12 protein-coding genes are annotated in these 14,584 nt (G+C 44.4%); 4 read left to right on the top strand and 8 right to left on the bottom strand.

Annotated features, from left to right (window positions below):
- The first annotated feature begins 12 nt into the window (after positions 1 to 12).
- From MHH54_RS02195 to MHH54_RS02185, 3 genes are all read left to right on the top strand, one after another.
- Entirely contained in the window at positions 13 to 1,446 is a 1,434-nt protein-coding gene (locus MHH54_RS02195) for an MDR family MFS transporter (protein ID WP_044140504.1), read from the top strand.
- Positions 1,447 to 1,619: 173 nt separating this feature from the next.
- On the top strand, positions 1,620 to 2,996 hold the full coding sequence (locus MHH54_RS02190; protein ID WP_342500621.1) for an aspartate kinase: 1,377 nt from the start codon (positions 1,620 to 1,622) through the stop codon (positions 2,994 to 2,996).
- A 154-nt stretch (positions 2,997 to 3,150) separates the two neighbouring features.
- Positions 3,151 to 3,996, top strand: coding sequence for a GAF domain-containing protein (locus MHH54_RS02185; RefSeq protein WP_003213998.1), 846 nt, complete (start codon positions 3,151 to 3,153; stop codon positions 3,994 to 3,996).
- 63 nt (positions 3,997 to 4,059) lie between these two features.
- Here the strand turns inward: MHH54_RS02185 and MHH54_RS02180 are convergent, their stop codons facing one another.
- The 8 genes from MHH54_RS02180 to MHH54_RS02145 form a co-directional block, all read right to left on the bottom strand.
- Positions 4,060 to 5,394, bottom strand: a complete 1,335-nt coding sequence (locus tag MHH54_RS02180; RefSeq protein WP_342500620.1) for an MmgE/PrpD family protein — start codon at positions 5,392 to 5,394, stop codon at positions 4,060 to 4,062.
- Entirely contained in the window at positions 5,385 to 6,542 is a 1,158-nt protein-coding gene (locus tag MHH54_RS02175) for an amidohydrolase (RefSeq protein ID WP_342500619.1), read from the bottom strand. The genes MHH54_RS02180 and MHH54_RS02175 overlap by 10 nt, the downstream gene beginning before the upstream one ends.
- Positions 6,543 to 6,575: 33 nt before the next feature.
- On the bottom strand, positions 6,576 to 7,322 hold the full coding sequence (locus MHH54_RS02170; RefSeq protein WP_044140499.1) for an amino acid ABC transporter ATP-binding protein: 747 nt from the start codon (positions 7,320 to 7,322) through the stop codon (positions 6,576 to 6,578).
- A gap of 12 nt (positions 7,323 to 7,334) precedes the next feature.
- A complete protein-coding gene (locus MHH54_RS02165) occupies positions 7,335 to 8,009 on the bottom strand; it encodes an amino acid ABC transporter permease (protein WP_003214174.1) in 675 nt (224 codons plus the stop codon).
- A 24-nt stretch (positions 8,010 to 8,033) separates the two neighbouring features.
- The gene (locus MHH54_RS02160; protein ID WP_050945492.1) at positions 8,034 to 8,828 is read right to left on the bottom strand and encodes an amino acid ABC transporter substrate-binding protein; all 795 of its coding nucleotides are present in this window, start codon (positions 8,826 to 8,828) and stop codon (positions 8,034 to 8,036) included.
- Positions 8,829 to 8,850: 22 nt separating this feature from the next.
- Positions 8,851 to 9,354 carry a GNAT family N-acetyltransferase gene (locus MHH54_RS02155; protein ID WP_003214146.1) on the bottom strand — a complete coding sequence of 168 codons (504 nt, stop codon included), beginning with the start codon at positions 9,352 to 9,354 and terminating at the stop codon, positions 8,851 to 8,853.
- Positions 9,355 to 9,371: 17 nt separating this feature from the next.
- Positions 9,372 to 10,697 (bottom strand): LLM class flavin-dependent oxidoreductase, encoded by a 1,326-nt coding sequence (locus MHH54_RS02150; protein ID WP_342500618.1) that lies wholly within the window; start codon positions 10,695 to 10,697, stop codon positions 9,372 to 9,374.
- Positions 10,698 to 10,897: 200 nt separating this feature from the next.
- On the bottom strand, positions 10,898 to 12,682 hold the full coding sequence (locus tag MHH54_RS02145) for a right-handed parallel beta-helix repeat-containing protein (protein ID WP_342500617.1): 1,785 nt from the start codon (positions 12,680 to 12,682) through the stop codon (positions 10,898 to 10,900).
- 262 nt (positions 12,683 to 12,944) lie between these two features.
- Between MHH54_RS02145 and MHH54_RS02140 the strand changes: the two genes are divergently transcribed.
- On the top strand, positions 12,945 to 14,438 hold the full coding sequence (locus MHH54_RS02140) for a peptide MFS transporter (protein ID WP_342500616.1): 1,494 nt from the start codon (positions 12,945 to 12,947) through the stop codon (positions 14,436 to 14,438).
- Positions 14,439 to 14,584 lie beyond the last annotated feature (146 nt).

Genomic DNA, 14,584 nt, shown 5'->3' with positions numbered 1-14,584 from the left:
AGAAGGGATAACATGAACCAATCTACAACATCGTATAATCGATCTGTGATTGTGGGGATTTTCCTCGTTGGGGCATTCGTCGCCATTTTAAACCAAACACTGCTCATTCCAGCGATCCCACATATCATGGAGGAATTCAATATTGATGTCAGCAAAGGACAGTGGCTCACTACAGCCTTTATGCTGACAAACGGGATTCTCATCCCGATCACGGCTTTCTTAATTGAGAAATTTTCAAGCCGTTCTTTAGTTTTAACAGCGCTTAGTATCTTTACAGCCGGTACCATTCTTGCTTCATTCGCAACGAATTTCCCTGTATTACTTGCAGCGCGTATTGTACAGGCAGCTGGCGCAGGGATTTTAATGCCGCTGATGCAAACGATCTTTTTAACCATTTTCCCGAAAGAAAAACGGGGTCAGGCAATGGGCATGGTCGGACTTGTCATATCTTTCGCACCAGCTCTTGGACCGACACTTGGCGGATGGATTGTTGATGCCTTCAGCTGGAAGTTCTTGTTCTATATTGTTCTGCCAATCGGTATCATTGATCTTATTCTTGCTTTCTTCTTAATGAAAAATGTAACGCAACAAAGAGAGGCACGTATTGATGTTTTATCTGTCATCTTGTCGTCCTTCGGTTTCGGCGGGCTGCTTTACGGATTTTCTAGTGTTGGCACATATGGCTGGACGAGTGCCACTGTCCTCATATCACTGATTGTCGGCGCTGTGAGCTTGTTCTTCTTTATTCTGCGCCAGTCGAATTTGACAAGACCGATGCTTGAATTTGGTGTCTTTAAGTTTGCGATCTTTAGCTTAACGACCTTCCTTGGGATGCTTGTCTTTGCTTTATTGATTGGGACAGAGACGATTCTGCCGCTCTATACGCAGAATGTGAGAGGATTGTCTGCTCTTGATACAGGGCTTATCTTACTGCCAGGTGCTCTCTTTATGGGACTCCTCTCACCAATTATTGGACGGATTTTTGATAAAGTCGGCGGAAAAGGGCTGGCATTAGGCGGGTTTACGATACTTACCGTGACGACCTTGCCATTTATGCTGCTCACCCTTGATTCATCCATCGCCCTCATTACGGTCGCTTACACACTGCGCTTAATTGGGGTTGGGATGATCATGATGCCGCTGACAACAGCAGGTATTAACTCTTTACCGCCTCATTTGATCCCGCATGGGACAGCGATGAATAACACGATGAGACAAGTGGGTGGTTCCATTGGGACGGCAGTGCTTGTCTCCATCATGAGCAGCTCTGCTGCAAATGCAGATTTGGCCAGTCCATTAAAATCAGCCGTTCACGGCATGAACACATCATTTATCGTGTCTGGTTTGATTGCGGTCCTTGGGCTTGTCCTCTCCTTTTTCTTAAAGGAAAAACGCGAGAATAAAGTGATGAAACAGGAGCTATCATCCTCCTCATCTTCTTCATAAGAATAAGAGTCGGCATATGGCCGGCTCTTTTTTCATATACTCGCGCTATATCGTCCTCCCCTAAAATACATTTGTATTTCTAGTGAAGAAAAACCTTGATAATTTAAAGAAAAGAGTTGATAATAGGAACTATTCAATTTGTGAGAAAATTTTTACTATAGGAGATGTATGCATTGAAGGTCGTTAAATTTGGTGGCAGTTCACTTGCCTCTGGCAAGCAGCTGCAAAAGGTATTTGACATTGTAACAGCAGATCCAGCTCGAAAAGCAGTCGTTGTTTCCGCACCAGGAAAACGGCATTCAACGGATACAAAGGTCACCGATCTATTAATTAGCTGTGGTGAGCAATATTTACGTTTAGGCGAAGCACACGATTTACAGGAAGCCGTCATCAAGCGGTATGCCTCGATTGCGGATGAACTCGGGTTAAGTCATGACGTGATTGACACCATCCGGCAAGATCTAGATGCCCTCTTGCAGGCTGATACATCTCAACCTGAGCGATATCTTGATGCCATCAAGGCAAGCGGTGAAGACAATAACGCAAAGCTCATTGCCGCCTATTTCCGCTATCAAGGTGTCGAAGCTCACTATGTGAACCCAAAGGAAGCCGGTTTATTTGTGAGCGATGAGCCTGGTCAAGCGCAAGTCCTTCCGGAGTCATATGATCATTTGTATAAATTAAGAGAGCGCTCTGGCATCATCATCTTCCCTGGCTTTTTTGGCTTTAATCTATCGGGAGATATCGTCACCTTTTCTCGCAGCGGCTCCGATATTACCGGTTCGATTTTGGCAAACGGTTTGAAGGCAGATGTGTATGAAAACTTTACAGATGTGGATGCTGTCTACGCTGTCAATCCAACGATCGTTCATGAGCCGAAGGAGATTACAGAGCTAACGTACCGGGAAATGCGCGAGCTGTCCTATGCTGGTTTTTCTGTGTTCCATGATGAAGCACTCATTCCGGCCTTCCGTGCAGGCATTCCTGTGCAGATTAAAAACACCAATAATCCTTCGGCAAAAGGCACAAAAATTGTGAACCAGCGGGATCATACAAATGGACCCGTTGTCGGAATCGCTTCAGACAGCGGATTTTGCAGCATTTATATTAGCAAATATTTGATGAACCGAGAAGTCGGATTTGGGCGTAAGGTGCTGCAAACGTTAGAGGAATATGGGCTTACGTATGAGCACGTCCCTTCTGGCATTGATGATATGAACATTATTTTAAGGCAGGATCAGCTGGAGGAGCAGCATATTGAACAAGAGCTACTCGATCGCTTAAAGCTTGTGCTTGATGCAGATGAGGTCGTATTAGAGCCGAATCTCTCCCTCATTATGATTGTAGGAGAAGCGATGCGTCACAATGTTGGCACCACAGCAAGAGCAGCAAAGGCGCTGTCAAAAGCGAAGGTCAATATTGAAATGATCAATCAAGGTTCTTCCGAGGTCAGCATGATGTTTGGCGTCAAAGCGGCTCAAGAAAAAGAAGCCGTTCAAGCGTTGTATGAGGAATTTTTCTCTATGTCTACTGTCCCTGTCTCTCTTTAATCAGCAGGCTGCCAGATCTCAGGATCGGCAGTCTTTTTTGTTCTCACCCGATTCACATATTAAAGTATATCTATTTCTCGTTTGATTTTGTATGATAGAGACAAACCAACTATTGTTCCGGCCTATGATCGGAGCTACAAGGAGTCCTAAAACAATGCCTCGTCAACAACTATTAAAACAGTTTCGCAATTTTCATGATGCTTCTACGAGTATTCTAAATATGATGAGTCAATTCACTGATGTGAATACACTGTTTATTGCTAAAAACGATCAAACCACCAATCAGATTGTCAAGGTGCTAAATCATGACGAGCAGCTTCTTGAAGAAGGAGAAGAAATTCCTTACGAGAAGACATTTTGCAAGCTGGCGGTTGATCATCAGGATACGCTTGTGATCCCTGATATATCATTGGATGATCGTTCTAAATACTTAGAAGTTACGAAACGTCTTCAAGGCGGATCATTCATCGGAGTGCCGATTGATTTTACAGATGGTACGAACTACGGAACGATTTGCGGGCTTGATCTAAGACCGCAGCAATTCACAGAAGAACATGTGCATATGTTTGAAACGATGGCTTCTCTATTAAGCTACGTCCTCGAACTAGACCGTGCCAACCGGCAGATTCAGCAATTATCTGTACCGATCGTCCCAGTTGTTGACGGTGTCGCTGTGCTTCCTCTACTTGGTGATATCGAGGAGACACGTGCTCAGCATATATTAGAAACCATTTTACAGGAAAGCTATAGGCTGTCGCTCTCTCATTTGGTCATTGATGTATCGGGAACAAAACGCCTGAATGAACAGAGCATTCAATATCTGGTCAGCTATGCACAAACGCTGAGACTTTTAGGAATTTCGGCTGTTTTAACAGGGATTAAGCAAGACCTTGCTTTAAGTGCGATTCAATCGAATATTTCATTTAAAGACATCACCATTCGGAAAGACTTGCCGCAGGCACTTGCTCATATTGGCTTGACGTTTACCAAAATGGATTAAGAAATGATATATCCAAAAAGGGCTAAAATGATGTTTATTTTAGCCCTTTTTCTTCTTTTTAAATCATGCCAACTGCTGCAAATAAGAAGAATCGTTTCCGTCTTCAATAACTTGTAAAATCTCCTGTGCATGCGAATCGTCAGTGACACTGTTTAATTTTTGCATGATGTCTTCTTTCGATAATGCGTGGCCTGGTGCGCCCCGCGGAATATCGACTCGTTCGCTAATGATGGTGCCATCAGATAAGGTAAGCTTCACAATCGTAAAACGATCTTTTGGGACAGCGTCTGGATGGGGTTCTATCGTTTGATCATATCCTCTGCTCACCCGCTTCATCCATGTGCGCATGTGTGATGGAATGGTTTTTTTCGTAAAGTGATCCAGCGTGAGCGTCTGTCCAAACACGGCAAGTGCGATCACATATTCAACACTGAATCGTCCTTCTTCTCCAGTCGAAGGTGCCCGCTCAATAAGCGCTGCATCTCCGCCAGGCGGGAATAGGACCTCTACTTGTTTCACCTGCTCCGGTAAGAAAGTATGCTCTTTCATTAAGGATTGGATCGCATCGGCTGCATGATGCGCAGCTGAACAGAACGGATATACTTTGAACCATAGCCCCGGCGAGACAATACGCCACGTTGTACCATACCCCTCTAGTAAACGACTTTCCGCACGCTCCTGATCTCCATAGAGAGAAAAGAAACCAAGCGTACCATCAAGAACCGATTCATTCCCGCCGAAACCTGAAGAAGCTAAATCCATAGACCAGACAGCTGTTTTAGCCGCTAAGCCGGCTTGTAATGGTTTCATATCAGAGCCAAACTGCTTTCTCATTCCGGCTGATTGCGCTCCGGCAAAGCCGATTGCCTTCGCCAGCTCTTCCTGCGAGACTTGTTTTAAATACCCAATGGCACATACTGCTGCAATGGCTCCGAGGGTTCCAGTATTATGCCAGCCCCTTTCATAATGCGCCTTGCCGATGGATTCGCCAAGCCTTGCCATCACTTCAACACCTGTGATGTAGGCAGCTAAAAATCGATCGCCAAACCCTTTGCCGTCTGATAGCTGTGATAGCAATGCTGGAATGATAACCGCACTTGGGTGTCCTCTCACGTCTGAATGCACATCATCATAATCAAGGGCATGGATCAGGTAGCCGTTCAGCATCGCTGCTGATTGACGGCTGACCTTCTTCCCTTGTCCAATGACAGGAATTTGAGCGGCTCCGCCTTCTTGTTCCACCAGTGCCATGAGCTTTTGAATTCCTTCATCCTCTTTCGCAGCAAGCGCTGCTGCCGCAGCGTCTAACAGACCATTTCGAGCCATTTCTACCGCCCGCTGATCTTGAAGTGGATGAGCAGACAGTACAGCCTCTGCCAGTTGTTTTGTTAGTTCCATGATCGTGACTCCAATGCCCGAACAGCAAGCTCGGCAAAGAAGGCAGCGGCAACAGGGAGTGCGCCTTCATTTAATGTAAAGGCAGGGTGATGCCATTCCTCCGTACCGCTTGTCCCCATCCATACGAAAAAGCCTGGAATGTGTTCTTGATAAAGGGCAAAATCTTCTCCGCCCGGTGACTGCTCTGCCTGAACGACTGTGAGATCCAGCGCACCTGCCGCTTCTTCGACCACCTTTGTCAAACGATCGTCATTTAACACAGATGGCAAATACGGATGCCATCTCACTTCGCCTTTCGCCCCAAATCCTTCGGCAATCCCACTCACGATTTGTTTCATAAGCTCTGGAATCATCGCTCTCACTTCAGGCTCAAACGTCCGAACGGTTCCTTCCATCTCAACACGATCAGGAATCACATTCCATGATGTACCGCCTTGAATGCGTGTGATACTGACGACTGCATGATGCAATGAGCTGATGCGGCGGCTGACAATTTGCTGAAGAGCACTTGTGATCTGCCCGCTGATGGCAATCGGGTCCACCGTATGATTCGGAATACCTGCATGACCACCCGTTCCTTTAATATTGATTTCAAACCGGTCTACACTTGCCATCAACGCTTTTTCTCTAATGCCTATAGTGCCAACTGACAAGTCAGGTTTGTTGTGCATACCAAAAATCGCATCCACTCCATCTAAAACGCCTGCCTCTATGACATGTTTCGCTCCTTGCGCGACTTCCTCAGCCGGCTGGAACAAAATTCGGACCGTTCCTTTGATCTCGTGTTTCCGTTCTTTTAATAAAAGAGCCGCTCCAAAGATAGAAGCTGTATGAAAATCATGACCGCAAGCATGCATTTTCCCCGGTACCTTTGAGGAAAATGGTTCGCCAGATGCTTCTTCAATCGGAAGTGCATCAATATCAGCCCTCAGGGCAATCGTTGGCCCCTCTTGTTCTCCTTTAATTTCACAGACAACACCTGTTTGAAGAGCTGGAAAATCGAGTACGGTGATCCCTTCCTCTTCTAACCAGCCGCGCAGTTTTTTAGTCGTTTCATGTTCTTCAAATGCCAGCTCTGGATGCTCATGAAGCGCTCGACGAATGTTAATTAAACGTTTGTTTAAAGCTTCATTTCCTAATGATTTCACTGATACTCACCCCTCTAAAGAGTAAAAAGCAGCTTATGCTTCTTCAGCCGCTGCTTCTTTTTGGATAAATCGTTTTGTCCGTTCATTCTTCGTTTCATCAAATAGCTCAGTTGGTGTGCCCTGTTCAATAATATGACCATCCGCCATGAAAATCACATGGTCTGCCACTTCTCTTGCAAACGTCATTTCATGTGTGACGATGATCATCGTTGTCTCTTGAATCGCAATGGACTTAATGACTTGAAGCACACCTGAGACAAGCTCTGGATCAAGTGCTGACGTTGGTTCATCGAGTAAAATCGCATGTGGATCAACCGCTAATGCGCGGGCAATCCCGATTCGCTGTTGCTGTCCGCCAGATAACGTGACTGGATAGCTGTCAGCCTTTTGCTCTAATCCTACCTGCTTCAGCAGCTTCATTCCTATCTCATTGGCCTGCTGCTTCGTCATTTTTTTCGTCACAAGCAGTGATTCTGTGATATTTTGCAGTGCTGTCTTGTTTTTAAATAGATTATAGTTTTGAAACACCATGGCCGTTTGTTGACGCAGGTGATGGGCTTCTTTTCGTGTATATTTAGACGCATCGAGCTTCGCATCGCCAATTTCAATCGTGCCTTCATCTGGGATTTCTAATAAATTTAAGCAGCGCAGCAAGGTGGATTTACCGGAGCCAGAAGGTCCGATAATGGCCACAACCTGCCCTTTTTGCACATCGAGATTGATTCCGTCTAAGACGACAAGGTCGCCGAATGATTTCTTCAAATTGGTGAGCTTGATCATGTCCACACCTCCTTAATTCCGGTAAGGTTTGCTAATTTTTCGTTCAAATAGATCTTGAAGGAAGCTATAAATGATGGTCATCACCCAATACACAATCCCTACGGCTAAATAGGTTTCAAAGTATTTATAGTTCGCCGATGCAATCATCTTCCCTTGTGCAAACATTTCTGCCACACCAATCGTAAAGGCAAGAGATGTTTCTTTTAAAAGACCGATAAAGGTATTCCCCGTCGCTGGAATCGCATTTCTAATTGCCTGTGGGAAAATAATTCTGACGTAAGATTGCCATCTTGTCATGCCGACAGATAGACAAGCTTCTAGCTGCCCTTCATCTACAGAGTTGAGGGCCGCTCTGAAAATTTCTGCTAAGTATGCTGAGTTTTTAATACTTAATCCGATAATGACCGCTGTTAGGGCATCCATTGAGGTCATCGCAGGGAATAGCTGCGGAAGACCAAAATAAATGAGAAAGAGCTGAACCAAGGTTGGAACCGCTCTGAAAAAAGAAATATACAGCTTGGCAAATTGGTATAAAACAGGTATCCGGTTTTTCGTAATAAGAGCGAATACCACACCAATGATAATGGCAAAAACCATGGAGACAATCGCCATGAAGATCGTTATCGGCAAGTATTGAATCAATGTCGGAAAAACCGTCACCATATACTGCCAATCAATTTTGTTCATGTCTGCTCTTCACCGCCGCTGTCGTTATTTTTTAATTGGCACTGTGACATCGTCTTTGAAATACTTCTCAGACAATTTCTTAAGTGTCCCGTCTTCTCTTAATTCTTTGATCGCTTTGTTAAATTCTTCTCTTAGCTTGTCATGCTTTTTATCTTTGGCAAATGGGTAGCCTACTTCTTCATACACAATTGGGTTGCCAACGATTTTGAGTGGCAGACCTGTTTTTTCAATTTGAGCAAGTAATACACTGCGTCCGTTGACATAAGCATCTACGCGGCCATTTGCCACTTCATTTAAGACACCGTCTTGCGTTTCATATGTTTTAATATTGATTTTTTTGTCTGGGTCTTTGCTCTCTAAGTTTTTGGCGTGGTTAGAGCCAAGAACCGCCGCCACTGTTTTCCCTTTTAAATCATCAAGACCTTTGATGTCATTGTTGTCCTTTTTCACGATGATTTGTGTTCCTGCATAAGCGTACGTATCAGTGAAATTAAACGTTTGTTTACGCTCATCTGTGACTGCGACTTGGTTTGACACTGTATCCAGCTTACCAGATGTCAGCTGTCCCATGAGTCCGCTGAATTCACTCAGCTGCCAGTCTAGTTTGTAGCCGAGCTTTTTCGCAACCGCTTCAGTTACTTCGACATCGAAGCCAACAAGCTTGCCATTGTCTTTATAGGCAAACGGATAGCTTTGTCCTGTGGCACCTACCTTTAATACTTTTTCATCTTTGCCTTCACCCTGATTGCCCCCGCCGCAAGCTGCTAAAACTGCCAGCATTGCTGCAAATAGAACGACTAGCCACTTTTTGTTTTTCATGTTCGTATACCCTTCTTTCCTTTTATGGTTGTGTGATATCTGATCTTAGTTGTTTTTTAAAATAAACCGTGATGTGCCCCTTGCCTAAATCCTTTTCTCCTGCTCTGACGTAGCCTTTGCGCTCATACATGTCTATGAGCCACGGATGCTTATCAGCTGTACCTAGAGATACGTATGGCACCTTCAAGGTATCCCTTAACACTTCGGTTTCCACCCATTCCAGCAAGACAGAGCCTGTCCCTTTTTTGGCGGATGGTTCTGAGGCAAACCACCAAATGTGAGGGACGCCGAACGGGCCTGGCTGTTCTCCCCAAGGCATACGGAGCGACAAGGTGGATAGAAGCTCTCCGTTTTCTTCCATCACATAGCAAAGATTCTTTTGTACATTTTTCTGAACGAGAGCAAAATCAGCATGTGCTGCTTGGAACTGGATGCCGAGCTCACGAATTGGCTCATAGGCTCTTGTTGTCAGTTCAAGAAGCGCCTCTATATCTGCCTCTGTTGCCAGACGAAACGTGTATCCCAACGTTAGTCACCTCACCTTTATGTCGTGTAGCGATTTTTTGGCTCAGTTAATCCTAGATTTTCTCGTAAGGTTTGTCCTGTGTATTCTGTTTTGAATAAGCCTCTTTCCTGAAGGATTGGGACGACGCGGTCTACGAACATATCCAGCCCTTCTGGCAATAGCGGCGGCATGACGTTAAAGCCGTCTGCTGCTTCTTCATTGATCCATGTTTCCATCACATCTGCGAGCTGCTGCGGTGTACCAATGAAAATATTATGACCACGAGAGCCGGCAACCGATTGATAGAGCTGGCGAATGGTCAGGTGATCCTTTCTCGCCATATTCATCACGAGATCAAAACGGCTTTTTACCGCATTTGACGTGCTTGGATCAATTTCTGGAAGCGGTCCGTCTAAAGGATACTGAGACAGATCAATCCCACCTAAGTAGTTTTGCAGAATGCTAAGCCCAATCTCAGGAACAATCAGCTCCTGTAATTCTTCATATTTCGCTTTGGCTTCTTCCTCTGTATCAGCAATAATCGGGAAGATCCCCGGCATAATGCTGACGTCCTCTCTAGCACGACCAGCAGTCTCTACTTTCTCCTTTAAGCTTTGATAAAATTCCTTCGCTTTTTCGAGATCGTTTTGTGCAGTGAAAATGAGTTCAGCTGTTTTTGCTGCAAGGTTTTGACCATCTTCGGATGATCCTGCTTGAATGATCACTGGCTGCCCTTGAGGCGTGCGTGATACATTGAGAGGACCTCGTACTGAGAAGAACTCTCCTTTATGCTGGAGCTCATGCAGCTTACTAGATTCAAAGAATTCTCCCGTTTCCTTGTTTCTGACAAGGGCGTCTTCCTCCCAAGAATCCCAAAGACCTTTGACGACTTCAACGAACTCTTCTGCTCGCTCGTATCGTTTATGGTGTGCTAAATGCTCTTCGCCGCTAAAGTTTTTCGCTGTTTCTTCAATAGAAGATGTGACCACATTCCATGCCGCTCTTCCGCCTGATAAATGATCAAGGGAGGCAAACTGTCTTGCAATATGGAAAGGTTCACTGTATGTAGTGGATGCTGTTGCTGCTAAACCAATTGATGAAGTAGACTCAGCAATGGACGAAAGCAGGGTAAGCGGTTCAAATCTCGTCAGTACATTAGGATGAGAGGTTTGGTTAATGGATAAGCTGTCGGCTAAAAAGAGTAAATCTAGCTTTCCTTCCTCTGCTTTTTTCGCTAATTGTTTAAAATAATCAAGGTTCATGGCTGCATCTGATACGGCATTCGGATGTCTCCAAGAGGCAACATGATGTCCAGTTCCTGCGATGAATACGCCTAGCTTGAGCTTCCTTTTCGGCTGTGACACTTGTTCTTCATCCTTTCTATATCCTGCTGTATCAAACTGAAGTCCTCAGAAGATACATTTTTCTGATTGAATTAATCGGTTTTAACAATAAAAAAAGGGCAAATGTTGCGAAAAATGAAAAATAATTATTACTATATGCCCTTTTTACATGATTGTCAACCGCCTTCTGAACCTCCAAAATCAGGAATTTCACTCGTTCATCACGGTGTATCGATTTCGATATTTCCGATGAGCCGGTCTGTGGTATGTGTCACCAATTGACTGCGTTCCAGCATGTTATGGGCGATCACGGAATGAGTGGAAGAAATGGTGCGGACGGCAATCGCTTTTTGAGGAGATAAATTAATGATGTTATTCCGCAGCACACGGGCTGAGGCGGCTCGATCGATAAAGATCGCCGTCGGCTGTCCGATCGAACGATTTAAATAAAAGCGGTTATCTCCGATTTGTGGTGAACCGTTCTTAATATACATCACGACATATAAAGATGATTCTTCAAAGGAATTGTCTTTGATTTCTAATGGACCAGTCGTGCTGCTGTATACGGCGTAGTTTTGGTAGTGCTTAAAGCGATTTTGCCAAATGAAAGCCTTTGCATTTCCAGTGACACTGATCGTATACGAAGACCCTAGCTCTGGGTGTCCTTCTTGAATAAAGAGATTGCCGTTAACTCCAGCTTCTCCTTCCTGCACCCAGATCCCTCTGCTGAAATCTTTAAATTGATTGTGCTGGATCAGGATATTCGTTCCTCTCACCATCGCTCCATCAATCACCGAGTAAATCGTATTGTTTGAAAAGACGACGCTATCCGACTGATAGATACGCAGCGCTGCGCTTCTTTGCCCTATATTCGTCCCCGATTCAATATGATTTCCTTCTATTAGAATACGGTTCGCCATATAAACGGACAAAGCCGCATCTTCAAATAGACTGATCTTATTCCCTGTAATGTGAACACTATCGCCCCTCACATCAATCCCTTTTTCAAATCCCTCAATCATATTGCCAATAATGATCACATTGTTTTCCGTTTGACCAAAAGAGACTCCTAAGCTCGTAATCCCAGCTTTTGTGACGCCTCCTCCTACTGCACGGATCAAATTGTTGGCAATGATGGTTTCGGTGGCAAAGCCATAGGAGATACTGCTGTCTGTGTGATTGCCTTCAATGATGACACCATAGCCGTTGAAGTTATAAATGGAGCTTGCGGCACCACCTCTTACAATGTTGTTTCGAATTTGAATATTCAGTGGTTCCTCCATATTAACCGCATTTTCTCCGTAGCCTTCAATATCAATGCCCATTCTCGGCTCGACTCCGTCAACTCCTGCTCTCTCAAGCAGGCAGTCCTCCACAATGACTCCATCACAGCCTGTAATCGAGATATTGTTTCGTCTTGAATCTGTGATGTGGCAGCCAGAAATGTGAATAGATGAAGCAGGCGAGTACGATTCAGCTTGTGATAATAAACCGTGGGGACTGACAATGATGCCGTCTCCCGTACAATTCTTGATTTGTACACGATTCACTTCCACATCAGAGGCCCCTTCAATACATATCCCAAAGCCCCATTCATGGGTTTTTCGTTCAGGGGGAAGCGACTTGTACACATGCTCATGGCGATCCCCTTCGATTCGCCCACCCCGGATGGTCACATGCTGAACCTTTCCTATATAAAAGGCCGCATACCCCCACGAATCATTTGGCCTCACCTTAATTACGGCATCCGGCGCCATCTCAATGGTCATATGACTTGGCACACGTATACCCGCACCCCGGAAAGGAAAAAATTGATCACCTCTGTACACAGCATCGATGACATACGTGCCGCTCGGCAGCCAGACATGGGAATACCCCTGTGCTTTCGTCCATTCTAAGCATTCATTGAGCCTCGCTGTACAGTCCGTTTTCCCATCCGCCACTACACCAAAATCTTGAACATTGACAACAGGTTTTTTTAGATCAGATTCATTCAATTCCCCCAATCTAAACCCCTCCTTTTCACACATGTCCTCTTGTCATCCTATGCATATGTAAAAGGTTTGCTTGTACAATCCTTCAAATTTTAAATAAATTCTTCCAATATAACTTTCTGACCATTCTAACTTGAAAGAATTTTTCGTTTTTTGAGTCTTTACGCCTATTGAACTAACATTTTCCTGTTTTAGAATAGTTTTATATTGACACAAGAACTATACAAGAATATCATTTTTCTCATATCTCTTTTTTTAAGAAAGGATCTATGCCATGTCAACAATCGACCACGATAAAATTGTTAAAAGTGTTCCTCAAAAAGGTTTTTTTGGACATCCTAAAGGACTTTACACACTGTTTTTCACTGAATTTTGGGAGCGTTTCTCTTATTACGGCATGCGTGCACTGCTTATTTACTATATGTACACAGAGGTGACAAAGGGCGGTCTTGGTTTTGATCAGACGACAGCCAATTCGATCATGTCTGTCTACGGTGCGCTTGTCTATATGTCAGGCATTATTGGCGGATGGCTCGCCGACCGAGTATTCGGTTCGTCCAGTACGGTCTTTTATGGCGGGGTTTTCATTATGCTTGGACATGTCATTTTGGCTTTGCCAAGCGGTGCAACAGCGCTCTTTATTAGTATGGGGCTGATTATTATTGGGACAGGTCTTCTGAAGCCGAATGTTTCAAACATTGTTGGCGACTTGTATTCCAGAACAGACCCACGCAGGGATTCTGGCTTTAGTATTTTCTACATGGGGATCAACATGGGCGGTTTTATTGCCCCACTAATTGTCGGAACACTCGGTCAAAAAGTGAACTTCCACCTCGGATTCTCACTTGCTGCCGTTGGGATGCTTGTTGGTCTGATTACATTTGTGATCACGAAAAAACCGAATCTTGGTCTTGCCGGTACTTATGTAACAAATCCGTTATCAGCTACTGAACGCAAGAACTTCAAAATTTTCGGAACATTAATTGCCATTGTGCTCGCTGTTTTTGTCGTCATTGGCATTCAAACAGGCGCACTCACGATTAATCTATTCACTTGGTTTGTCAGTGTCCTTGGTGTGCTCATTCCGATTGTGTATTTCATCGTCATGTATTTCAGTAAAAAGACGAGCCCAGTGGAGCAATCCAGGGTTCTCGCTTATATTCCATTGTTCCTTGCTGCGGTGATGTTCTGGGCGATTCAAGAACAAGGCTCAAACATTCTAGCCACATATGCAGATCAACGAACAAACTTGAATTTCCTTGGGATGACACTTGCCTCTTCATGGTTCCAATCATTGAACCCAATTTTCATTGTGCTCTTGTCTCCTGTGTTTGCTTGGTTGTGGATTAGACTAGGGAAAAAACAGCCGTCTACCCCGATTAAGTTCTCACTTGGCCTTCTGTTTGCAGGATTATCCTTCATCATCATGATCATTCCTGCCTACATGTCTGGTCCGAATACACTTGTGAGCCCATTATGGCTCGTTCTGAGCTTCTTCCTTGTCGTGATCGGAGAGCTCTGCTTATCACCAGTTGGGCTGTCAGCGACAACAAAGCTTGCACCTGCTGCCTTCTCAGCGCAAACGATGAGCCTTTGGTTCCTTTCAAATGCGATGGCACAGGCGATCAATGCGCAAGTGGTCAAACTGTTTGATAAAGTGCCAGAAACCGTCTATTTCGGTATCATCGGATTGCTTGCCATCGTTTTATGCGGTGTGATGCTATTACTTACACCAGTGATTAAGAAAGCGATGAAAGGCGTTCATTAATAAAAAAACTGGACATGAGTACATCATGTCCAGTTTTTTACTTTATTTATGATCAGTCTTCATTTAACCTAAAAAAATGTATTGCGTTTCTAAGTCATTGAATATCAATGACTATTTAACAAAAGAACTTAATCAATCTGTTAATA

Origin of the sequence: Bacillus sp. FSL K6-4563 (genome assembly GCF_038630405.1) — a bacterium.
In the GTDB taxonomy this organism is placed as follows: Bacteria; Bacillota; Bacilli; order Bacillales; family Bacillaceae; genus Bacillus; species Bacillus pumilus.
This window is presented reverse-complemented; position numbering and strand designations above follow the sequence as displayed.

Bases quoted from the DNA above. Each gene is read 5' to 3' on its own strand.
- MHH54_RS02180 (WP_342500620.1), bottom strand. From the start codon at position 5,394: ATGGAACTAACAAAACAACTGGCAGAGGCTGTACTGTCTGCTCATCCA.
- MHH54_RS02195 (WP_044140504.1), top strand. From the start codon at position 13: ATGAACCAATCTACAACATCGTATAATCGATCTGTGATTGTGGGGATT.
- MHH54_RS02165 (WP_003214174.1), bottom strand. From the start codon at position 8,009: ATGAACAAAATTGATTGGCAGTATATGGTGACGGTTTTTCCGACATTG.
- MHH54_RS02170 (WP_044140499.1), bottom strand. From the start codon at position 7,322: ATGATCAAGCTCACCAATTTGAAGAAATCATTCGGCGACCTTGTCGTC.
- MHH54_RS02140 (WP_342500616.1), top strand. From the start codon at position 12,945: ATGTCAACAATCGACCACGATAAAATTGTTAAAAGTGTTCCTCAAAAA.
- MHH54_RS02185 (WP_003213998.1), top strand. From the start codon at position 3,151: ATGCCTCGTCAACAACTATTAAAACAGTTTCGCAATTTTCATGATGCT.
- MHH54_RS02160 (WP_050945492.1), bottom strand. From the start codon at position 8,828: ATGAAAAACAAAAAGTGGCTAGTCGTTCTATTTGCAGCAATGCTGGCA.